General features: G+C 71.4%; 20 protein-coding genes. 10 read left to right on the top strand and 10 right to left on the bottom strand.

Annotated elements, in window-relative coordinates:
• The 4 genes from ABZU25_RS02770 to ABZU25_RS02755 form a co-directional block, all read right to left on the bottom strand.
• Window positions 1-849, bottom strand: a complete 849-nt coding sequence (locus ABZU25_RS02770) for a sulfurtransferase (protein WP_355027591.1) — start codon at window positions 847-849, stop codon at window positions 1-3.
• Window positions 850-1,056: 207 nt separating this feature from the next.
• Window positions 1,057-1,134 (bottom strand): Ms5788A family Cys-rich leader peptide, encoded by a 78-nt coding sequence (locus tag ABZU25_RS02765; RefSeq protein ID WP_310503780.1) that lies wholly within the window; start codon window positions 1,132-1,134, stop codon window positions 1,057-1,059.
• A gap of 91 nt (window positions 1,135-1,225) precedes the next feature.
• On the bottom strand, window positions 1,226-2,014 hold the full coding sequence (locus ABZU25_RS02760) for a DUF2993 domain-containing protein (protein ID WP_355027590.1): 789 nt from the start codon (window positions 2,012-2,014) through the stop codon (window positions 1,226-1,228).
• A 104-nt stretch (window positions 2,015-2,118) separates the two neighbouring features.
• A complete protein-coding gene (locus ABZU25_RS02755) occupies window positions 2,119-3,177 on the bottom strand; it encodes a hypothetical protein (RefSeq protein ID WP_355027589.1) in 1,059 nt (352 codons plus the stop codon).
• 242 nt (window positions 3,178-3,419) lie between these two features.
• On the opposite strand from ABZU25_RS02755, the gene ABZU25_RS02750 reads away from it, so the two are divergent.
• The 7 genes from ABZU25_RS02750 to pstB all read left to right on the top strand — a co-directional run bounded on the left by ABZU25_RS02750 (window position 3,420) and on the right by pstB (window position 10,552).
• Window positions 3,420-4,139, top strand: a complete 720-nt coding sequence (locus ABZU25_RS02750; protein WP_355027744.1) for a response regulator transcription factor — start codon at window positions 3,420-3,422, stop codon at window positions 4,137-4,139.
• 154 nt (window positions 4,140-4,293) lie between these two features.
• Window positions 4,294-5,157 (top strand): polysaccharide deacetylase family protein, encoded by an 864-nt coding sequence (locus ABZU25_RS02745; protein WP_355027588.1) that lies wholly within the window; start codon window positions 4,294-4,296, stop codon window positions 5,155-5,157.
• 61 nt (window positions 5,158-5,218) lie between these two features.
• A complete protein-coding gene (gene mshD / locus ABZU25_RS02740) occupies window positions 5,219-6,145 on the top strand; it encodes a mycothiol synthase (RefSeq protein WP_355027587.1) in 927 nt (308 codons plus the stop codon).
• A 291-nt stretch (window positions 6,146-6,436) separates the two neighbouring features.
• Window positions 6,437-7,543 carry a phosphate ABC transporter substrate-binding protein PstS gene (gene pstS / locus ABZU25_RS02735; protein WP_355027586.1) on the top strand — a complete coding sequence of 369 codons (1,107 nt, stop codon included), beginning with the start codon at window positions 6,437-6,439 and terminating at the stop codon, window positions 7,541-7,543.
• A 38-nt stretch (window positions 7,544-7,581) separates the two neighbouring features.
• Entirely contained in the window at window positions 7,582-8,673 is a 1,092-nt protein-coding gene (gene pstC / locus ABZU25_RS02730) for a phosphate ABC transporter permease subunit PstC (RefSeq protein ID WP_355027585.1), read from the top strand.
• Window positions 8,670-9,758, top strand: a complete 1,089-nt coding sequence (gene pstA, locus ABZU25_RS02725; protein WP_355027584.1) for a phosphate ABC transporter permease PstA — start codon at window positions 8,670-8,672, stop codon at window positions 9,756-9,758. The genes pstC and pstA overlap by 4 nt, the downstream gene beginning before the upstream one ends.
• A gap of 17 nt (window positions 9,759-9,775) precedes the next feature.
• Window positions 9,776-10,552, top strand: coding sequence for a phosphate ABC transporter ATP-binding protein PstB (gene pstB / locus ABZU25_RS02720; protein ID WP_355027583.1), 777 nt, complete (start codon window positions 9,776-9,778; stop codon window positions 10,550-10,552).
• Window positions 10,553-10,621: 69 nt separating this feature from the next.
• Here pstB and ABZU25_RS02715 read toward each other — a convergent pair whose 3' ends face one another.
• Window positions 10,622-11,455 carry an NUDIX hydrolase gene (locus ABZU25_RS02715; protein ID WP_355027582.1) on the bottom strand — a complete coding sequence of 278 codons (834 nt, stop codon included), beginning with the start codon at window positions 11,453-11,455 and terminating at the stop codon, window positions 10,622-10,624.
• Between the two features lie 360 nt (window positions 11,456-11,815).
• Between ABZU25_RS02715 and ABZU25_RS02710 the strand changes: the two genes are divergently transcribed.
• Window positions 11,816-12,784, top strand: coding sequence for a Gfo/Idh/MocA family oxidoreductase (locus ABZU25_RS02710; protein ID WP_355027581.1), 969 nt, complete (start codon window positions 11,816-11,818; stop codon window positions 12,782-12,784).
• A 51-nt stretch (window positions 12,785-12,835) separates the two neighbouring features.
• On the opposite strand, the gene ABZU25_RS02705 is transcribed toward ABZU25_RS02710, so the two are convergent.
• The 3 genes from ABZU25_RS02705 to ABZU25_RS02695 form a co-directional block, all read right to left on the bottom strand.
• On the bottom strand, window positions 12,836-13,849 hold the full coding sequence (locus ABZU25_RS02705; RefSeq protein ID WP_355027580.1) for an inorganic phosphate transporter: 1,014 nt from the start codon (window positions 13,847-13,849) through the stop codon (window positions 12,836-12,838).
• Window positions 13,850-13,853: 4 nt separating this feature from the next.
• Window positions 13,854-14,480, bottom strand: coding sequence for a DUF47 family protein (locus ABZU25_RS02700; RefSeq protein ID WP_053655020.1), 627 nt, complete (start codon window positions 14,478-14,480; stop codon window positions 13,854-13,856).
• Window positions 14,481-14,609: 129 nt separating this feature from the next.
• Window positions 14,610-15,551, bottom strand: coding sequence for a PPK2 family polyphosphate kinase (locus ABZU25_RS02695; protein WP_355027579.1), 942 nt, complete (start codon window positions 15,549-15,551; stop codon window positions 14,610-14,612).
• 170 nt (window positions 15,552-15,721) lie between these two features.
• On the opposite strand from ABZU25_RS02695, the gene sigJ reads away from it, so the two are divergent.
• Window positions 15,722-16,687 (top strand): RNA polymerase sigma factor SigJ, encoded by a 966-nt coding sequence (sigJ, locus tag ABZU25_RS02690; protein ID WP_355027578.1) that lies wholly within the window; start codon window positions 15,722-15,724, stop codon window positions 16,685-16,687.
• Between the two features lie 15 nt (window positions 16,688-16,702).
• On the opposite strand, the gene ABZU25_RS02685 is transcribed toward sigJ, so the two are convergent.
• Entirely contained in the window at window positions 16,703-17,209 is a 507-nt protein-coding gene (locus ABZU25_RS02685) for a DUF402 domain-containing protein (RefSeq protein WP_355027577.1), read from the bottom strand.
• A gap of 101 nt (window positions 17,210-17,310) precedes the next feature.
• On the opposite strand from ABZU25_RS02685, the gene ABZU25_RS02680 reads away from it, so the two are divergent.
• Window positions 17,311-19,515, top strand: a complete 2,205-nt coding sequence (locus ABZU25_RS02680) for an ATP-dependent DNA helicase (RefSeq protein WP_355027576.1) — start codon at window positions 17,311-17,313, stop codon at window positions 19,513-19,515.
• Between the two features lie 15 nt (window positions 19,516-19,530).
• Here the strand turns inward: ABZU25_RS02680 and ABZU25_RS02675 are convergent, their stop codons facing one another.
• Window positions 19,531-20,895 carry an AI-2E family transporter gene (locus tag ABZU25_RS02675; protein ID WP_355027575.1) on the bottom strand — a complete coding sequence of 455 codons (1,365 nt, stop codon included), beginning with the start codon at window positions 20,893-20,895 and terminating at the stop codon, window positions 19,531-19,533.
• Between the last annotated feature and the right edge of the window lie 31 nt (window positions 20,896-20,926).

Genomic DNA, 20,926 nt, shown 5'->3' with positions numbered 1-20,926 from the left:
TCAGGCCTCCCCGGGTTCGTCGCCGAGCGCGACCGGCACGCCGACCAGCGAGCCGTACTCGGTCCAGGAGCCGTCGTAGTTCTTGACGTTGCGGTGGCCCAGCAGCTCCTGGAGCACGAACCAGGTGTGCGAGGAGCGCTCACCGATGCGGCAGTAGGCGATGGTTTCCCTGCCGTCGTCGAGGCCCGCGTCGCCGTAGATCCGGCGCAGCTCGTCGTCGGACCGGAAGGTGCCGTCCTCGTTGGCCGCCTTGGACCACGGGACGCTGATCGCGGTGGGGATGTGACCGGCCCGCTGCGCCTGCTCCTGGGGCAGGTGGGCGGGTGCGAGCAGTCGGCCGGCGAACTCGTCGGGGCTGCGCACGTCGACCAGGTTCTTGGTGCCGATCGCGGCGACGACCTCGTCGCGGAACGCCCGGATGGAGGTGTCCGGCTCCTGCGCGACGTACTGCGTCGCCGGGCGGGCCACCGTGTCGGTGACCAACGGGCGGGCATCCAGCTCCCACTTCTTGCGACCGCCGTCGAGCAGCTTCACGTCGCGGTGGCCGTAGAGCTTGAAGTACCAGTAGGCGTACGCGGCGAACCAGTTGTTGTTACCGCCGTAGAGGATGACGGTGTCGTCGTTGCTGATGCCCCGTCCGGAGAGCAACGCCTCGAACTGCGTCTTGTTGACGAAGTCTCGGCGGACCTGGTCCTGCAGGTCGGTCTTCCAGTCGATCTTGATGGCGCCGGCGATGTGGCCGGTGTCGTAGGCCGACGTGTCCTCGTCGACCTCGACGAAGACGACGCCCGGGGCGTCGAGGTTCTTCTCGGCCCACTCGGCCGTAACGAGTGCGGTGTCGCGACTCATCGAATCACTCCCTGGTGAGGATGGATGGTGAGCCAACGCGCGAGTATCGATGGGTGTAGCTGTCGCACCACGCGCGGGACCCAGCGGAAGGACGGGATCACGGGTTTCGTGCGACGGCGCCGCTGCCGGGCGTTCGGTGGGATTACCGGAGGGTGCGAGAACCCTGTGCCGGTGGCCGCCGTCAGGCGACCGGAGACAGCCCCGCCGTCAGATGACGGGGCGACACAGGCAGGTGGCCACGCGGCACAGGTCGACCGCGCGCCGTTTGGTGAGGTGGGTCCCCATGAGCAGGGAGCCTACCAGCCGGTGACCGTGCTGCCACTGAGCCGACCACCATCCGGGAATGACCCGGACCGCCGGCTGGCCCGGGTCCAACTCAGCTGGCGGAATTGATCGGCACGTTCTTCGCGTCGGCGGTGACCGCCAGCCCTTCCGGCAGTGGACGGACCTCCCGGACAGCGAGTTGGAACGGCAGGTCCGGCAGGGGCACGTCGATGGAGATGCTCTTGGCGAAGTTGTTCAGGAAGGTGCGGGCCAGCGGCAGGTTCGGCAGACCGGCGGCGTCCAGGTCGTTGAACCGCAGGGCGACCGCGCCGTTGTCGGCGACTGTGACGTCGGCGGTGCCGCTGATCGTGATCTTCTGACCGAGGATGTCGGCCGGGCCCGTGACGGCGAGCTTGCCGTTCTGCTCGCCGAGGGTGAGCCCCGGGCGTTTCAGCAGCGCCGCCAGGCTCTCGTAGCTGATCGTGCCGGTGCCGTTGACGGTGTCCGCGACGACGTCCCCCTGGCCGGTACGCAACGTGTCAAGCGAGGCGCGCACGTCGCGAGCGTCCACGTTCAACACCGGCAACCGCACGGCGTCGCCCTCGACCGGGGCCTGCACGTCCCGCAGTTTGATCGAGATCCGCTGATAGCGGCCGTCGAGCACCTGGGTGAGGAACGGAACTCCGGCGACCTCGACGTCCGGCTCGGTGGACTGCGCGCCCTGCTTGGTGATCTCCTGCTGGACACGGTCGGCGATGAGCCGCTCGGCCACCCCGACCGCTACCCGGTCCGCTACCACCAGCAGCCCCGCCAGCAGCACCAGCAGGACGGTCAGGGTGATGAGCAGCTTGCGGCCACGGCGTCGGGGTCGCGCCTCGTCCACCGGATAGTCCTGCGCCACGCCGCCTCCTGTCTCCGCCCGCCGCGCCGCGACGGGTCGTTCGTACCGACGCCGCAGGGCGGCGCACCCGTAGGTACCCGACCGGCTCCGGGCTCAACCGTGACTCAGAGGAAGAGCATGGACATCGCGTACGCGGCCGGCGCCGCGAGGGCGAAGCCGCCGAGCGGACCCTGCATGTGCCGGGCCACCCACATCGTGGGCGTCTCACCGGCCATCAGTCGGCCCGCCTCCGCGTACCCCACTGCGAGATCGGAGAGGACGGCGGTGACGGCCGCGACCAGGCCGATCACGGCGGCCCGGGTCGGCGTGAAGGGAGCCACCAGGTAGCTGCCCAGGAGTGCGCTGGTGAGCGTGCCGACCATCGCGCCGGCCACCACACCGGCGGCGCCCCGCGGCACCTGCGGAGCCAGCCGGGGCCAGGGCAGCACGGCGTCGGTCAACCGGGCGACGGTCAGCGCGACGCCGCTCGCGGACAGGCAGACGGTGATCGCCTGGGTGCCGGCCGGGATCCGGCTGAGCACGACCAGGGTGCCGAAGGCCACCACCCCGACCACGATGAGCAGCGTGGCGCCGAGTGAGTCGGTGACCCGGACCCGGTCGACCCGCCGGACCAGCTGGCCGAGCACCGCGGCGAGGAACCCGCCGGCGGCCAGGTAGCCCAGCGGTGCCAGGCCGGCGACGTCGGTCTGCACCGCGGCGATGTCGACGAGCGCCGCGACCGTGGCGCTGATCCCGGCGACCACCAGCAGCGCGGGCGGTCGCATGGCCATGGTCCAGGCGAGCACGAACAGCAACTGGACGCCGAAGATGATGAAGGCGAACGGCAGGCGGTGACCGGGACCAGACGTCTGTGCGCCGAGCACCAGGCCGACACCGAGCAGCGCGGCGAAGCCGGCGATGGTCACCGCCAACTGGCGGCGCACCTCGACCGGGGGTACGACCTCCTCCTCCGGCTCGTCGACCTCGTCCTCGGATCGGCGGGCCGGCTCGCCGGCGCGGCGGGCCCGACGGGGTCCACCCCGTTCGCGGCGGTCGCCGTCGGTGGTGGCCGGGCCGGTACGTGGCGCGGGCGGTTGGCCGCGGGTCGGTGTGGCGGCCGGACCCGGGTGGGGGCCGGCGGGCCACGATTCGCGGCCGGCCTCGGGCGACGTGGAGGGAAACACGACCCGATCGTGCCAGACCGACGGCCCGACGCGGTGGTCATGGGTTTCAACAACGTTAAAACCTGGGCCACGATCAGGGGCAAGGTAGACAAACGGGAAATGGCCTGACGGCGCGGCCGAGGCGATCGGTTACGCTCAACCCGTTACCCCGCCCGTCAGCGACGCCGGGACCACGCAATTTCTCAGCGCGCTCCCTCGTGAGTGTGTCTGGTCGCGTGCGGCCGTGCGCCGCCGGGACGGAGGTGATCGTGGAGATCCTGTTGCTGGTGACCGCGCGCGCAGGCGAACCGTCGGCTGTGCTGCCGGCACTCGACCTGCTGCCGCACTCGGTTCGCACCGCGCCGCGCGACGTTCGCACCCTGGTCGCGGGCCCTAGCCCGGACGCGGTGATGGTGGACGCCCGATCGGAGTTGAGCGAGGCCCGCGCGACCTGCCGAATGCTGCACGCCACCGGGCTCGGCGTGCCGCTTGTCGCGGTGGTGACCGAGGCCGGCCTGATCGCGCTGAACGCGGATTGGGGCGTCGACGACGTCATCCTCGCCTCGGCCGGCCCCGCCGAGGTCGAGGCACGGCTGCGGCTGGCGGTGGGCCGGCTGAGCAACGCGACCGCCGGCGCCGGCGGCTCGATCCGGGCGGGCGAGTTGACCATCGACCCGGACACGTACGCGGCCAAGCTCAAGGGTCGCCCGCTCGACCTCACCTACAAGGAGTTCGAGCTGTTGAAGTTCCTGGCCCAGCACCCGGGTCGGGTGTTCACCCGGGACCAGCTCCTGCGCGAGGTCTGGGGCTACGACTACTTCGGCGGCACCCGCACCGTGGACGTGCACGTCCGGCGGCTGCGCGCCAAGCTCGGCTCGGAGTACGAGTCGATGATCGGCACCGTTCGGCAGGTCGGCTACAAGTTCGTCGTTCCGCCGTCGCGAGCGCTGGCCGAGGCGGAGCACGCGCCACTGCCGGTCTGATCCGCGAGTCGCCCCGAGCAATTTCCCATATGCCCTTTTTGCGCAGCTTGGCGGTTCTATTCTGACTGCCGGGTTTGTCGGAGAAGGGGGCGGCTGTGCGCGCAGTGACCACGGGGGCGACGGGTCGGACTGACCGGCCAGCCGGGCAGACGCCGTGACGCCCGGCAACTCGACGGTGCGGGCGGCCGGGATCGTGACGGTGGTGGTGGCGGCACTGCTCGGCTCGGCGTACGCGCTGGGCCGCAGTCTCGTCCCCGACCAGGTTCCGAGGCACTCCACCGGAGCCACGACAAGCGCCGACGGGCCGCACTATGCCGACCAGCCCAGCGGCGGCGAGCCCAGCGGCACCCCGAACGCCAGCACCGGCCCCGCCGAGACCGGTCAGGACGGTTCGGGCCAGGACGCGGGGACCGACAACCTGTTCGGCGCGCACGCCACCTCCGGCTCCTCACGACTCGCGCTGACCTTCGACGACGGCCCCGACCCGCGCTACACCCCGCAGGTCCTCGCCCTCCTGCGCGAGTACGACGTGCACGCCACGTTCTGCGTGGTCGGCGAAAACGCGCAGGACCACCCCGACCTGATCCAGGCGATCGTCAACGAGGGGCACACCCTGTGCAACCACTCGTGGCACCACGACGTCGGCCTGGGTGCCCGCTCGGCCGACGCGATCCGCTCCGACCTGCTGCGCACCAACGAGGCGATCCGGGCGGCGGTGCCGAACGCGCCGATCGTCTGGTACCGCCAGCCGGGCGGCGCCTGGACGTACCCCGTGGTGTCGGTGGCTCGGCAACTCGGCATGACCCCGTTGCACTGGTCGGTGGACCCGTCGGACTGGGAACTGCCCGGCGCCGGAAAGATCACCGCGACCGTGTTGACGCAGGCCCAACCGGGCTCGGTGGTGCTGCTGCACGACGCCGGCGGGAACCGACAGGGCACGGTGGACGCGCTGCGCCGGATCCTGCCCGACCTGACCGCCAGGTTCGAGCTGGAGGCGCTCCCCACCGACCCGACGTGAGGCGTCAGCTTTACTCGGCGACGGTCCGGGCGTCGCGACACGCAGCGGATACGGTGACGGGATGAGCAGCGCGGAGCCGACCAGCGACCAGGTGACCCGGACCGACCGACTGGCACCGGCGGAGATCGGCGAGATACTGGCCCTCGCCAGCACCGCGGGCGACACCGACGGCGCGGATCCGCTGGACGAGCACGTCCTGCTCCGCCTCCGTGACCCGGACGCCCCGGCGCTGCACCTGATCGCCCGCGCCGACGACGGCACCCTCACCGGGTACGCGCACCTGGACACCACCGACCCGGTCGGCGGGATCGGGGTCGAGCTGGTGGTGCACCCCGCGTACCGGCGGCGGGGCACCGGTCGCGCGCTGGCCCGGGGCGTACTCGCCTCGGCCACCGGGCCGCTGCGGGCGTGGGCGCACGGCGACCACCCGTCGGCCGCGGCGCTCGGCGTCGATCTCGGGTTCACCCGGGTGCGGGTGCTCTGGCAGTTGCGCCGGCCCCTGGCCGCCCCGCTGGGCGAGCCGCACCTGCCCGACGGGGTGGTGCTGCGCGCGTTCCGGCCCGGGGCGGACGACTCGGCCTGGCTGACCCTCAACTCACGCGCCTTCGCCGAGCACCCCGAGCAGGGGCGGTGGACCTCGGACGACCTGCGCGTCCGCCTCGCCGAGCCATGGTTCGACCCGGCGGGTTTCCTGCTCGCCGAGGAGACCGCCACCGGTCGACTGCTCGGCTTCCACTGGACCAAGGTGCACGAACGCCCGGGGTCGGCCCGGATCGGCGAGGTGTACGTGCTGGGCGTGGAGCCGACCGCGCACGGCGGCGGGCTCGGCCGGGCCCTGACCACCGCTGGGCTGGCGTACCTGCGGGACAGGCGCGGTCTCGACCGGGTGATGCTCTTCGTGGACGAGTCGAACGCAGGGGCCGTCGCGCTCTATGAGCGGTTGGGTTTCGCCCGCTGGTCCGCGCACATCAACTACCACCTGGGCTGACCGCCGGCCGTCGCTCCGGCCGGGTCACCGGTGGATAACGGCCGGGCGTCGGCGGCATAACGGCGAACCGGAAATATGCCCATACTTCCGACAGGTGCATCCGGGTTCACTTAGCGGACAACTCACCCTCAGCAAGCGGTCACCTCGACGGCCGTACGTGTTCACCTCGCGTTCATTCGCGACCGGCGAACCGGCTACCTGGCACTTCTAACTTTCGTGTCAGCCGGTCATCGCCGGTCCTCGGGCCCCGGGATCGGGGCGCCAAGTCAGACGCGAAGGGAACCCCCTCAGGTGAAGCTCCAGCGGTACGGCACTATTGCCTGCCTCGCTCTTGCCGCGACGCTCGGCCTCAGTGCATGCGGCTCGGACAACAACGAGCCCGCCTCCGGCGCAAGCGCTCCGGGCTCGGCCGCCGCGGTCGACTGCGCTACCGGCACACTGAACGCCCAGGGCTCGTCGGCGCAGAAGAACGCCATGGCTGAGTGGATCAAGGCGTACCAGCAGAAGTGCCAGGGCACCACGATCAACTACGAGGCTTCCGGCTCGGGCGCCGGCATCCAGGCGTTCATCGCCGGGACCGCCGACTTCGCCGGCTCCGACTCCGCGCTCAAGCCGGAGGAGCAGCCGCAGGCCGATGCCAAGTGCGTCGGTGGCAAGGCCATCCACCTGCCGATGGTGATCGGCCCGGTCGCCGTCGCCTACAACGTCAGCGGCGTGGACAACCTCCAGCTCAAGCCGGCCACCCTGGCGAAGATCTTCGCTGGCAAGGTCACCAAGTGGGACGACGCCACGATCAAGGCCGACAACCCGGAGGCCAAGCTCCCGGCGACCACGATCCAGACCGTCCACCGCTCGGACGAGTCGGGCACCACCGACAACTTCACCAAGTACCTCTCGAAGACCGCCGAGAGCGACTGGACCCTTGGCAACGCCAAGGCGTGGAAGGCCCCGGGCGGCACCGGCGCCAAGGGCTCGGACGGCGTGGCCAGCCGCGTCAAGGGCGCTGACGGCGCCATCGGCTACATGGAGTGGTCGTTCGCCGAGAACGCCGGTCTGAAGATGTCGAAGATCGGCAACGGCAACGGCGAGTTCGCCGCGCTGACCGCCGAGGCCGCTGGCAAGACCATCGCCGGCGCTGCCATCGAGGGTCAGGGCGACGACCTCAAGCTGAAGATCGACTACAACACCAAGGAGGCCGGGGCCTACCCGATCGTCCTGGCGACGTACGAGATCGTCTGCAGCAAGGGCCTCGCAGCCGACAAGCTGACGCTGGTCAAGGGCCTGCTGGGCCACGCCGCCAGCGCCGAGGGCCAGGCCTCTCTCACCGAGCTGGGCTACGCCCCGCTGCCGGAGACGGTCCGCACCAAGGTCGAGACCGCGGTCAAGAACCTCTCCTGACCCGATTCCACACCTCCGCAACCGAATCGAGCGAGCAGATGGGTGAAACCCCTCACCGCTCGGCCGACGCCGGCACCGGCGGGACGCGCGTGACCCAGAGTCACGAGTGGCCCGCCGGTGCCTCGGCGCGTGTGGCCGAGGCACCAGTCAGCACCCGTTCCCCGGGCGGCACCGGGCTGGGCGGCGGCGGCGCGCTGCCGCGCAGCCGCAAGTTCGGCGCCGAGCGGGCCTTCCGCGGTCTCACTCTGGCCGCCGGCACCGCCGTTCTGGTCATCATCGCCGCCATCGCGATCTTCCTGGTCGCCAAGGCGGTGCCGGCCCTACGCGCCAACACCGAGAACTTCTGGTCCTACGAGGGCTGGTCCCCCAACGAGACACAGCCGAAGTTCGGCATCGGCGCGCTCGCCTTCGGCACCGTGCTCAGCTCGGCGCTCGCGCTGCTCATCGCGGTGCCGGTGGCACTCGGCATCGCGCTCTACCTGTCGCACTACGCGCCGCGCCGGCTGGGCACCGCGCTCGGCTTCCTTGTCGACCTGCTGGCCGCCGTGCCGAGCGTGGTCTTCGGCCTGTGGGGGCGGGACGTCTTCAGCAGCCCGGTCCGGGACTTCTCGATCTGGCTGAACGAACACGTCGGCTGGATTCCGCTCTTCGGCGGCGACGGCCCCTTCGGGGCGTCCGTCATGCTGGGCGCCCTGGTGCTCGCGATCATGGTGTTGCCGATCATCACCTCGCTCTCCCGCGAGGTGTTCCTCCAGACGCCCACCGCGAACGAGGAGGCCGCCCTCGCCCTGGGCGCCACCCGCTGGGAGATGCTGCGCACCGCGGTGCTCCCGTACGGCCGCCCCGGCATCATCGCCGCGATGATGCTCGGCCTCGGCCGGGCCCTCGGCGAGACCATCGCCCTGGCGCTCACCCTCGGCATCACGTTCGGCATCTCGTTCAACCTGATCCAGAACGGCGGCAACACTATCGCCGCCAACATCGCCAACGCGTTCGGCGAGGCGAACGAGACCGGCCGGGGCGCGTTGATCGCCTCCGGCCTGGTGCTGTTCACCATCACGCTGATCGTCAACATCACGGCGCGGGCGATCATCTACCGCCGCCGGGAGTTCACGGAGTCGGCCGCATGACCACAACCGTCACCTCCCACCGCACCCGCCCGCCGGCGCAGCCCGCCTCGCTGCGGACCAAGCGGCTGCCCTGGTACGCCGCCCCGGCCATCGCCGTGGCGGCCCTGGCGCTCTCGGCCGCGCTCGTCTACGGCACCGACATCGGCGGCCCGGTCCTGGTGGTCGTCCTCGGCGGGGTGCTCTACCTGACCGGGCTCTTCGTCGCCGCCAACGTTGTCGAGGGGCGTCGGTCGGCCCGCAACCGCACCTGGAGCGCACTGATCCACTCCGCCTTCGTGCTGGCGGTGCTACCGCTCATCTCGGTGGTCTGGACGCTGGTCAGCAAGGGCAGCGAGCGGCTGGACGCCAACTTCTTCCAGACCTCGATGAACAACATCGGGGCCCGGGACGCCAACGGCGGCGCCTACCACGCGATCGTCGGCACGTTGGAGCAGGTCGGCATCGCAACCCTGATCACCGTGCCGCTCGGCATCCTCTGCGCCATCTACATCGTCGAGTACGGCCGGGGCAAGTTCGCCTTCGCGATCCGGTTCTTCGTGGACGTGATGACCGGCATCCCGTCGATCGTCTCCGGCCTCTTCGTGCTGGCGTTCTGGGTGCTGATCGTGTCGCCGTGGTTCAACGACGGCCGGCCCAGCTTCTCCGGCTTCGCCGCCGCGCTCGCGCTGAGCGTGCTCATGCTGCCCACCATCGTCCGGTCCACCGAGGAGATGCTCCGCCTCGTCCCGGCACCACTGCGTGAGGGCGCCTACGCGCTCGGCGTACCCAAGTGGAAGACCATCCTGCGGGTGGTCCTGCCGACGGCGCTGCCCGGCATCGTCACCGGCGTCATGCTCGCCATCGCCCGTGCGGCCGGCGAGACCGCGCCGGTGCTGTTGGTCGCCGGCGGCGGTGCCGCGATCAACACCAACCCCTTCGAGAACAACCAGTCGTCGCTGTCCCTCTTCGTCTACCAGCAGGCCGGTGACGCGTCGAAGTACGCACCGGCACGGGCGTGGACCGCGGCACTCACCCTGGTCGCCCTCGTGCTCATCCTGACGATCGCGGCGAAGTTGCTGGCCCGTCGCAACCGGCTCAGCCGATGAACCCCGGAGGTACCACCATGGCCAAGCGCGTCTCCGCCTCGAACGTCACCGCGTACTACGGCGGCTTCAAGGCGATCGAGAACATCAACCTGACGGTCGAGCCGAAGACGGTCACCGCCCTGATCGGGCCGTCCGGTTGCGGCAAGTCGACGTTCCTGCGGTCGATCAACCGGATGCACGAGGTGCTGCCGGGGGCTCGGGTCGAGGGCAGCCTGACCATCGACGACCAGGACATCTACGACCGGGACGTGGACGTCACAGCGGTCCGGCGCACCATCGGCATGGTCTTCCAGCGGCCGAACCCGTTCCCCACGATGAGCATCTTCGAGAACGTGGTGGCCGGGCTGAAGCTCAACGGGGTCCGCCGGAAGTCGATCCTGGAGGACGCGGCCGAGAAGGCGCTGCGCTCGGCGAACCTGTGGGACGAGGTCAAGGACCGGCTGGGCAAGCCCGGCGCGGGCCTCTCCGGCGGTCAGCAGCAGCGGCTCTGCATCGCCCGGACCATCGCGGTCGAGCCGCAGGTCGTCCTGATGGACGAGCCGTGCTCGGCCCTGGACCCGATCTCCACGCTGGCGATCGAGGATCTGATGTTCCAGCTCAAGGACAAGTTCACGATCATCATCGTGACGCACAACATGCAGCAGGCCGCGCGGGTGTCGGACCGGACCGCCTTCTTCTCGATCGAGAAGACCGGCGACCCGGGCCGGCTGATCGAGTACGACAACACCCAGAAGATCTTCAGCAACCCGAGCGTGAAGAAGACCGAGGACTACATCACCGGCCGCTTCGGCTGAGCCGACCCTGCCCGGTCACCGGCGCCCCGCCGTCCCGGCGTGGGCGCCGGTGTCATGTCCAGCGCGGCCTCAGCCGAGGACGAAGCGGGGTGCGCCGTCCGGGGGCAGGTCCAGGCGCGGGGTGACCGGGGTGGCCGCGTCTCGTTCGGCCGCCGCTCGCGCCACCCCGGCCAGGTCGCCGGCCGCCGCCACCTGGGCCAGCGTGACCAGGGTCGGCGGCAGCATGGTCAGTTCCCCGGCGCGAGCCCGGGCCAGCGCGTCCGCCGGCCGGATCCACAGGGTGTGGTCGGCCTCGCCGGAGACGTCGCGGGTCCGCTGCCCCGCCGGCAACAGAGCGATGAAGAAGTACGTGTCGAAGCGGCGCGGCTCGAACTCGGGAGTGATCCACCGGCTCCACGGCAGGAGCAGGTCCGATCGGAGGGTGAGCTGACGGTCAGCGAGCAGCGCCGCGAAGCCCAGCCGGCGTCCCTCCAGGTCCTGCCGGGCCGCCTCCCAGTTGTCGCCGCTGACGTCGCCGACCACGGTCTCCCGGTTGGGGCCGGCGAGGAGTACGCCGGCCTCCTCGAAGACCTCCCGCGCGGCGGCGCAGACCACCGCCTGCGCGGCCTGCGGGGCCACGCCGAGCCGGTCCGCCCACTCGTCCGGTGTCGGGCCCGCCCAGTCCAGGTGCGCCTCCGAGTCGGAGCGGTCCACCCCGCCTCCGGGGAAGGCGTACATCCCGCCGAAGGTCATGGCGGCGACCCGGCGGATGACGTACACCTCGAAGTCGGCGTCGGTCGGACGCAGCAGCAGCACGGTGGCCGCGACCCGCGGCGTGGCCGGGGTGCCACCCTCGGCCTGGAACCGGCGGGCGTGCTCGACCAGGGCGGCCGGGGCGGCGAAGCCGTCACTGTCGATCGTCATGCCGGCGAGCCTAGTTCCCCAACCGGGCGCCCCGGGCCGGGCCGGTGTGCCGGAACGGCCGGTACCGGCCCAGTCACCGGCCAGTCACCGCGCCGGTCCGGCCGCCGTACCGGTCCAGCCGCCCTTTGCTCTGCTTACGCGGATGCACCAGTTGGCGACCGCCTGTGGTGCATCCGCGTAAGCAGAGCAAAGGAGGCAAGGAGGCAAGGAGGCAAGGAGGCAAGGAGGCAAGGAGGCAAGGAGGCACGAGGGGGTGGCGGGGGTGGCGGACCTGAGCGGCGAGGCGACCAGGAAATCCCGCCGTGTCCTGACAGTTGAGCCGCTGGTGGATGGTTCATCCAGCTCGGCTAGCGTTCCGGCATGACTCGTTGGGGCATCCTGGCCACCGGCCACATCGCCAGCCGTTTCGCCGAAGACCTCCGGCTGGTGCCGGACGCCGAGTTGGTCGCGGTCGGCTCCCGCGCCGCGGAGAGCGCGCGGCGCTTCGCCGACACCTACGGCGCGAAGCGCGCGTACGGCTCCTGGGTGGAGCTGGCCGCCGACCCGGAGATCGACGCGATCTACGTGGCGACGCCGCACTCCGCGCACTACGAGGCGGCGATGACCTGCCTGACCGCCGGGCGCGCGGTGCTGCTGGAGAAGCCGTTCACCCTCGACCTGGCCACCAGCACCGAGTTGGTGGACACCGCCCGCGCCGCCGGGGTCTTCCTGATGGAGGCCATGTGGATGCGGATGAATCCGATGATCCTGCGGGTGGTCGAGCTGATCTCGGAGGGGGCGATCGGCACGGTGAGCGGCGTCCGAGCGGACTTCGGGGTGGCCGGGCCGTTCCCGCCGGAGCACCGGATGCGCAACGCGGCGCTGGGAGGGGGTTCCCTGCTGGACCTGGGGATCTACCCGATCAGCCTGGCCCACCTGCTGCTCGGCGTGCCGCAGCACGTCCGGTCCTGGGCGCAGCTCGGCCCGGAGGGGACGGACGAGAACACCGGCATGCTGTTCGGCTACGACACCGGAGCGCTGGCAACCCTGAGCTGCGGCATGGTCGGGTTGAGCGGGCAGACCGCCTCGATCACCGGCAGCACGGGCCGGATCGACCTGCCGGAGCCTTTCTTCCGGCCGGGTTCGTTCACAGTGCACCGGGCCGGCGCGGAGCCGGAGACGATCACCGCCGACGAGGCGGGGAACGGCTACCAGTACGAGGCGATCGAGGTGCAGCGCTGCCTGGCGGCCGGGCTGACCGAGAGCCCGGTGGTGCCGCACGCGGTCACGCTTGAGGTGATGGCGCTGCTGGACACGGTGCGGGAGCAGATCGGCGTGCGGTACGAGTGAGACGAACGGCCCCGGTCGCGGTGACCGGGGCCGTCGAGGTGCCGGGTCCGGTCAGCCGAAGAGCGGCCGGACCAGCAGGTAGGTGACGCAGGCGATCAGCGCTGCGGCCGGGAACGTGATGATCCAGGCGAGCACGATGTTGCCGGCCACGTTCCAGCGGACCGCGGAGAGCCGCTTCGTCGCGCCCACCCCCATGATCGCCGAGGTGATGGTGTGCGTGGTGGAGATCGGTGCCTTCAGCACCAGGGCGTTGAAGTAGAGCACCGCGCTGGCGACCGTCTCGGCGGCGAAGCCCTCCGGCGGCCCCAGGTCGATGATCTTACGACCGAGGGTACGGATGATCCGCCAGCCGCCGGCGTACGTGCCGAGGGCCAGCATCGTCGCCGAGGTCCAGAACACCCAGCCCGGGATGTGCGTCTTGCTCTCCTGGAAACCACCTGTGTAGAGCGCCAGCACCACGATGCCCATGGTCTTGGCGGCGTCCTGCATGCCGTGGCCGACCGACATGGCCGCCGCGGAGACGGTCTGCGCCCAGCGGAAGCCCCGGTTGAGCTTGCCCGGCTGCCCCTTCCGGAACAGCCAGAGGATGGCCAGCATCAGCAGGTAGCCGAGGGTCAGGCCGACGATCGGCGAGAGCACCATCGGCAGCAGCACCTTCTCGCCGATGTTGCCCCACTGCACGATGCCGCCGGCGGACAGCAGGGTCGCGCCGACCAGGCCGCCGAAGAGCGCGTGCGAGGACGACGAGGGCAGACCGAAGTACCAGGTGATCAGGTTCCAGGCGATCGCGCCGAGCACCCCGGCGAAGACCACCCCGAGGCTGCTCACCCCGGTGGGCAGCGTGACCAGGTTGTCACCGACGGTCTTGGCCACGCCGGCGCCGAAGTGTGCGCCGACGAAGTTGCCGACGGCGGCGAGGCCGAGGGCGATCCGGGGGGTCAACGCCCGGGTGGAGACACTTGTTGCGATCGCGTTGGCGGCGTCGTGGAAGCCGTTGGTGTAGTCGAACGCCAGGGCTACCCCGATCACCGCCAGCACGGCGATGAGTTCGGGTGTGAAAGTCACCGGATCAGGACTCCTTGACCGCGATGGTCTCGACAGTGTTGGCCACGTGCTCGAAGGCGTCGCAGGCGGCCTCCAACTCGTCGGCGACCTCCTTCATCTTCAGCACCGTCAACGCGTCGTACTCACCCGAGAAGAGGCGGACGAGCAGCTGCCGGTTGATCCGGTCGCCCTCGTTCTCCAGCCGGTTGCACTCGATCCAGTAGTCCTCAAGATCCTTCATCGACTTCAGCCGGGGCATCGCGTCGGCGGTCAGCTTGGCCTGCTGGTCGAGGACGTTGACCATCTCGTGCAGCTCGCGGGGCAGTGCCGGCAGCTCGGTCAGCCCGTACAGGTAGAGCAGGTCGCCGACCGCTTCCAGGTGGTCCATGACGTCGTCGAGCAGCGAGCCGAGCCGGTAGATGTCCTCCCTGTCGAACGGCGTGATGAAGGTCGAGTTGATCTTCTTGTACAGGTCGTGGGTGATCTGGTCGCTGTCGTGCTCGACCTCGGTCAGCCGCTCGCTGACGGACTGCACGTCCACGCCGGGCAGGGCCAGCTCGTTGAGCAGCGCGGTACCCCGGACCAGGTTCTGCGCGGCCCTGGTGAAGAGCTCGTAGAAGGCGCCCTCGGTGGGGCGGAAGGAAAACTTCACAGCACAGACCTCGTCGCGTCGGTGGAAGGGTGGCGGCGCCCGTCGGGCACCCGCTCGGTGAATGCTAGGGAAACGTCAGAACCGCGAATTCGACGGCCCACCCCTGGTCAGGCGTCATTCACCGGTCGTTCATCTGCTGTTCATCTCGACCGTCCCACGCGCACCCACTCCCCCAGCGACCAAGCGCTCCCGCTCACGCTCGACATCGAAATCGGCAGCCGGATACCCCAGGTCGAGGGTGTCGAACGTCTCACGCAGCAGATGCGCCACCGCCCAGTCCCGGTACCACTTACGGTCCGCCGGCACCACGAACCAGGGCGCGGCGTCCGTGCCGCACCGGCTGAGCGCCTCGGCGTACGCAGCCTGGTAGTCGTCCCAGTGCGACCGGGAGTCGACGTCGGAGGGGTTGTACTTCCAGTGCTTGCGCGGGTCGGTGAGTCGTTCCAGGAGGCGCTTGCCCTGCTCGGCGTACGAGATGTGCAGCATCACCTTGAGCACTGTCATCCGCCCCTCGGTCAGCTCCCGCTCGAACGAGTTGATCTCGTCGTAGCGGGCCCGCCAGGTCGCCTCCGGCACCAGCGAGCCGACCCGGGCGATCAACACGTCCTCGTAGTGCGAACGGTTGAACACCCCCACGTACCCCGGCGGCGGCAACTGCCGCCGGATCCGCCACAGAAAGTCGTGCCGCAACTCCTGGCTGGTCGGCGGCCCGAACGAGCGGATGTGCAGGCCCAGCGGGTTCATCGCGCCGGCCACCCGCTTGATCGTGCCGTCCTTGCCACCGCAGTCCATCGCCTGGAGCACCAGCAGCACCCGGCGTGCCGGCCGGTCCGACCCGGCCTTGGCCATCGCGTAGAGCATCTCCTGCTGCCGGCCCAGCTCGCCGCCGACCAGCTCCACCTGCTCCCGTGCCCAGGCCTTACGGTGCTCCCCGCGCCCGGCCGCGCTCGGCACGCCGGGCGTGGACCGCGGGTCGACCGCGCCCAGATCCACCGGTGCGGTGACCCGCAGCAACTCCCGCACGGAACCGCCGTCCGGTGCCACGATCTGCCCTTGCTGGGGTGCGCTCATCCACGGATCATCGCCCACTCGCAGGCGATCCGCCCGCCGAGGCCCACCCACCCCCACCACCGGTCGGCGCGGTCCTCGGTTCGGACCGGCGTCGGCTGCGGGGCTGCCGGCGCGCCCGGTCGGCGGGAGGATGGACGCCAGAGCGGTGTCGGCGGGGAGGGTGGTGGGTCGTGCAGGATCTGGCGACGGAGTTCGAGGCCGAGCGGGGGCGGCTGCTCTCGGTGGCCCGCCGGATGCTGGGGAGCCGCAGTGAGGCGGAGGACGCGGTGCAGGAGACCTGGCTGCGCTACGCCGGGGCCCTCGCCGACCCGAACGCCCGCGCCGAGATCCGCGAGCTGTCCGCGTGGCTGACCACCGCCTGCGCCCGGATCTGCCTGGACGTGCTCCGCTCGGCGCGGGTCCGCCGGGAGGCGTACCCCGGGCAGTGGCTGCCGGAGCCGGTGGTGAGCCCGCTGGGCGCTGCGACGCCGACGGACGGGTATGCGCCCGACCCGGCCGAGCGGGCGGTCCGCACCGACCAGGTCGGCACGGCGCTGCTCGTCGTGCTGGAGCGGCTCGCGCCGGAGCAGCGGGTCGCGCTCGTGCTGCACGACGTGTTCGCGGTGCCGTTCGCCCGGGTCGCCGACGTGCTCGGCACCACCGAGGTGGCGGCCCGGCAGCTCGCCCACCGGGCACGCCGGGCGGTCACCGCGCCGGACGTGCCCCGGCACACCGCGAACCTGGCCGAGCAGCGCCGGGTGCTCGAAGCGTTCGTCGCCGCCACCGAGTCCGGCGAGCTGGACCAACTGCTCCAGGTGCTCGCGCCGGACGTGGTCTTCGTCGGTGACTCGGGCGGGCACTACCCCTCGGCCCGCCAGCCGATCGTCGGCGCGGACGCCGTGGGTCGCTTCACGCTCGGCCTGTTCGGCCGGACCGGCCGGTACGCCAACCGGGTGCTGGCCCGGCTCGTGCTTGTCGATGGCGCGCTCGGCCTGCAGATGGAGACCGTGCACAGTGACGGGCGGCCGGTCCGCCTGGTCACCGTGTTCGCAGTGGACCAGGGCCGGGTCACCGCCATCTACAACCAGATCAACCCGGAGAAACTGGCCGACCTGCCCCCGCTCGGCGACGACGACGGCTGGCCACCGCGCTGGTGAGCTGGCCGTGCGGCGTCAGACCACAAGGGCCAACCACTTGCGGTACGAGGTGGCGAACGGCTCGGTGCCGTCGCCGAGCGCGCCGAGGAGTCGTTGGGCCGCGGCCTCGGCCTCGGCCACCACGTCCTCCGGATAGCCGAACCGGGCCCGGTGCTCGGCGAACTCGTCCTCGTCGAGCAGCTCCACCAGGCCGGTGGCTCGACGCCGGACGACGTCCAGGTCCAGGTCGATCAGGTGGACGGTGTCGTCGGACTCCCAGCGGGCCGGGGTGGTGATGTCGCAGTAGACCTCGCTGGTGCGGGGCGGGGGGTTGAACATGGCCGTCCACCAGGCGCGGTGTGGCACCAGCAGAACGAACGGGATCTTCTCCACCGACGGCCGGCCATGGTAGACCGACTCGGTGCCCTGGGGCACGCCGAGCCAGATGCCGAGGTCGTCCTCGGTGAGCCGGCGGGCCGGGTAGTCGCGGTGGGCGCTGCCGTCGTACTTGCGGTAGATCACTCGGACCATGTCGCTCGGCATGATTCGCACCCTAACCGATACTGCCCACCCGTCGTAGCACGGCGGTAACCGGGCGACGCCACCGCGACGACCAGCCTGGCCGGCAGCGCGCCACGCGGCGGATGGGCGCGGCCGGTGTCGGCGGCGGCGGGTACCGTCGCACGGTGACTCCGCCCCGCACCGCCACCGGTTCCGGTACCCCGTCGGCCCGCGCCAAGGGCCGGCGGCGGGGCGCCCGACCCAGTGGCACGGAGCTGCTGGCGGCGGCGGTCGGCGCGGTGCCCGGCGGCGCGGAACGCCCCGGCCAGCAGCAGATGACCACGGCGATCGAGGAGTGCGTGGCCGGCGGCGAGCATCTGCTCGTGCAGGCGGGCACCGGCACCGGCAAGTCGCTTGCCTACCTCGCGCCGGCGCTCACCGTGGACGGCCCGGTGGTGGTCTCCACCGCCACCCTGGCATTGCAGTCGCAGCTCGTCGACCACGACCTGCCCCGGCTGGCCGACGCGGTGGAGCCGCTGCTCGGCCGTCGGCCCACCTTCGCGGTGCTCAAGGGTCGCCACCACTACCTCTGCCTCGCGCGACTCGACAACTCCACCGAGGAGGAACCGGAGGACACCCTCTTCGACGCCCCGGCGGCCCGCCCCGGGGGCGGGACGAAGTGGCTCGGGGAGGCGGGCCGGTTGGGCAAGCAGGTCGAGCGGCTGCGCGACTGGGCCGAGCGGACCGCCACCGGCGACCGGGATGAGCTGGACCCAGGCGTCGACGACCAGGCCTGGCGGCTGGTGTCGATGCCGGCCCGGGAGTGCGTCGGGGCGACCCGCTGCCCGTTCGGGCAGGAGTGCTTCGCCGAGGCGTCGCGGGCCCGAGCCCGCGAGGCCGACATCGTGGTGACCAACCACAGCCTGCTCGCTGTTGACATGCTCGCCGACCGGCACATCGTGCCGCCGCACAAGCTGCTCATCGTCGACGAGGCGCACGAGCTGGCCGACCGGGTCTCCTCCGCCGCCCAGGCGGAGCTGGTGCCGGAGCTGATCGACCGGACCACCCGCCGGGCCCGCACGCTGCTGCGACCGGAGACCGCCGAGGCGCTCACCGCCGCCGGTGACGCCCTCGCGGTCGGGCTGGCCGAGGCGCCGGCCGGACGCATCACCGCCGGGCTGCCGACGCCCCTGCGGGAGGCGTGCACGCTGCTCGACGCGGCGACCCGATCCGCCCTGGACGCGATCGGCGACATCAAGTCCGACGACCCCGACCCGGTCCGCAAGCAGCAGGCCAAGGCCGCACTGGACGAGCTCTCCACCACCGCCCAGCGGCTGCTGGAGGAGGCCGACCACGACGTGGCCTGGGTGGAGAAGAACGACAGCGGCAGCCGCCGGGCACTGGTGGTCGCGCCGCTGTCGGTGGCCGGCACCCTCGCCACCCACCTGTACGACGAGCGCACCGTCGTCGCCACCTCGGCGACCCTGGCGTTGGGTGGCCGGTTCGACACTGTGGCCCGCGCCCTCGGGCTGGACGCGCCGCCGCCCGCCCCGCCGACCCCCGCCGCGGCCGCACTTGCTGCCCGCACCGGCCCGGGTCGCCCGGCCGCCGAGGCGCCGGGCCGTCGGCTTGCCGGCGACGCCGCCCCGAACGCCGTCGTACCGGCGACCGAGGGCCCGGGTTGGCGGTCACTCGACGTCGGTTCGCCGTTCGACTATGCCCGGCAGGGCATCCTGTACGTCGCCGCGCACCTGCCCCGCCCCAGCGTCTCCGGGCTGCCTGACGCTGCCGGGGAGGAGCTGGTCGCGCTTGTCGAGGCGCTCGGTGGTCGTACTCTCGGGCTCTTCTCCTCGCGGCGGGCCGCGCAGCAGGCGGCCGAGCTGGTGCGCGCACGGACCAACCTGCCGGTGCTGTTGCAGGGCGAGGAGGCGCTGCCGCTGCTGGTCCGCCGCTTCCGGGAGGAGCGCGCGAGCTGCCTGTTCGGCGTGATGTCGCTCTGGCAGGGCGTGGACGTGCCGGGTGACGCCTGCCAGCTCGTCGTCATCGACCGGCTGCCCTTCCCGCGCCCGGACGAGCCGTTGGCGGCAGCCCGTGCCGCCGCCGTGGACGCGGGCGGTGGTTCCGGCTTCTCCGCGGTCAGCGTGCCGATCGCGGCGGTACGACTGGCTCAGGGCGTGGGTCGGCTGATCCGGGCGACCGGCGACCGGGGTGTGGTCGCGGTGCTCGACTCCCGGCTGGAGACGGCCCGTGGCTATGGGCCGTTCCTGCGCCGCTCGCTGCCGCCGTTCTGGTACACGACGCGTCCCGAGGTGGCCCGCGGCGCCCTGCAACGCCTCGCCAAGTCCTGACGCGCGCGGAGCGGGTCAGGGGGCCTGTGCGGCGACGACCACGGCGTCGGGTGGGGTGTCCGGGACCCTCCGGGCGGCGAGCCGGCGGACCGCGGTGTTCAGCACCGCGATGAGCGGCACGGAGACCAGCGCACCGGTGATGCCGGCCAGGACGACACCGGCGGCGATGCCGATGATCACCGCGAGCGGGTGGAGAGCGACCGCCCGTCCCATGATCAACGGCTGGAGCACGTGCCCCTCCACCTGCTGCACACCGATCACCACGCCCAGGATGATCAACGCGGTGACCGGGCCGCTGTCGACGAGCGCCACAAGCACCGCCACGCCACCGGAGAGCGCCGCGCCGACGATCGGGATGAACGCGCCGAGGAAGACCAACGCGGCGAGCGGGAAGGCGAACGGGATGTCGAAGATGACCAGGAAGATGCCGATGCCGACCGCGTCGATGAAGGCGACCAGCACTGTCGCGCGGACGTAGGCGCCGAGCGTGTGCCAGGAGGCCCGGCCCGCGTCGTCGACCTTCCAGCGGGCCGCCACCGGTAACAGCCGGACCAGGAAGCGCCAGATCCGGTTGCCGTCGCGCAGGAAGAAGAACGTCGCGAAGAGCACAAGCAGCGTGCCGGTCAGCACCTCCGCCAGCGTGGCGGCGGTGCTCAGCGCGCCGCTTGTGAACCTCGAGGTGTTGTCGTTGATCCAGGCCTGCGCCTCGTCGATGTAGCGGTCGAGCTGGGTGTCGGAGAGGTGCAGCGGACCTGTCTTCAGCCAGTTCTGGATCTGCCGGACGCCCTGCGAGGACTTCTCGCTCAGCTCCGGCACGCCCCGGATGAACTCGTTCACCACAAGCGTCAGCGTGCCGATCACCGCGGCGAGACCACCGACCAGCACCACCGCCGTCGCCAGCGACCGGGGCAGTCGCGCCCGCAGCAGCCAGCCCACCGCCGGCGCGAGCAGCGCGGAGAGCAGCAGCGCGATGGCCAGCGGAATGATCACGATTTTGACGGTGCTGACGATCCTGAGCAGGGCCCAGGCGACCACACCGATCACGATCAGCCGCCAGCACCAGGCGGACGCGATCCGCAGCCCGTGCGGGACGTCGGCGTCGTCCCGGCTGGAGGTCGAGCTGTGCAGGTCCACCGGAGGTTCCGCGCCGACGACAGTGGCCGTCGGTGGCGCGACCGGTCCGGGCACGGCCGGCGACGCCACCCGGGTCGCCTCCGACACGTCGCTCAGCGCATCACCCGACACGCTCTCGTCGGCGCGCGCAGACTCCTGTCGCGCCTGGTAGGCGCGGCGGAGTCGCCCGCGTACCCGCTCGAAACGGCTCAAGCGCACCTCCTGGCAGTGAAACCGGCCCGCCCACGGCGACAGGTCGGACAGCATACGTCCGTTCCCGACACCGTAGGGCAGTTCC

The sequence above is a fragment of the Micromonospora sp. NPDC005215 genome, assembly GCF_040607915.1.
Taxonomy (GTDB): domain Bacteria; phylum Actinomycetota; class Actinomycetes; order Mycobacteriales; family Micromonosporaceae; genus Micromonospora.
The sequence above is the reverse complement of the archived record's forward strand: the minus strand, read 5'-3'. Positions and strand labels throughout refer to the sequence as shown.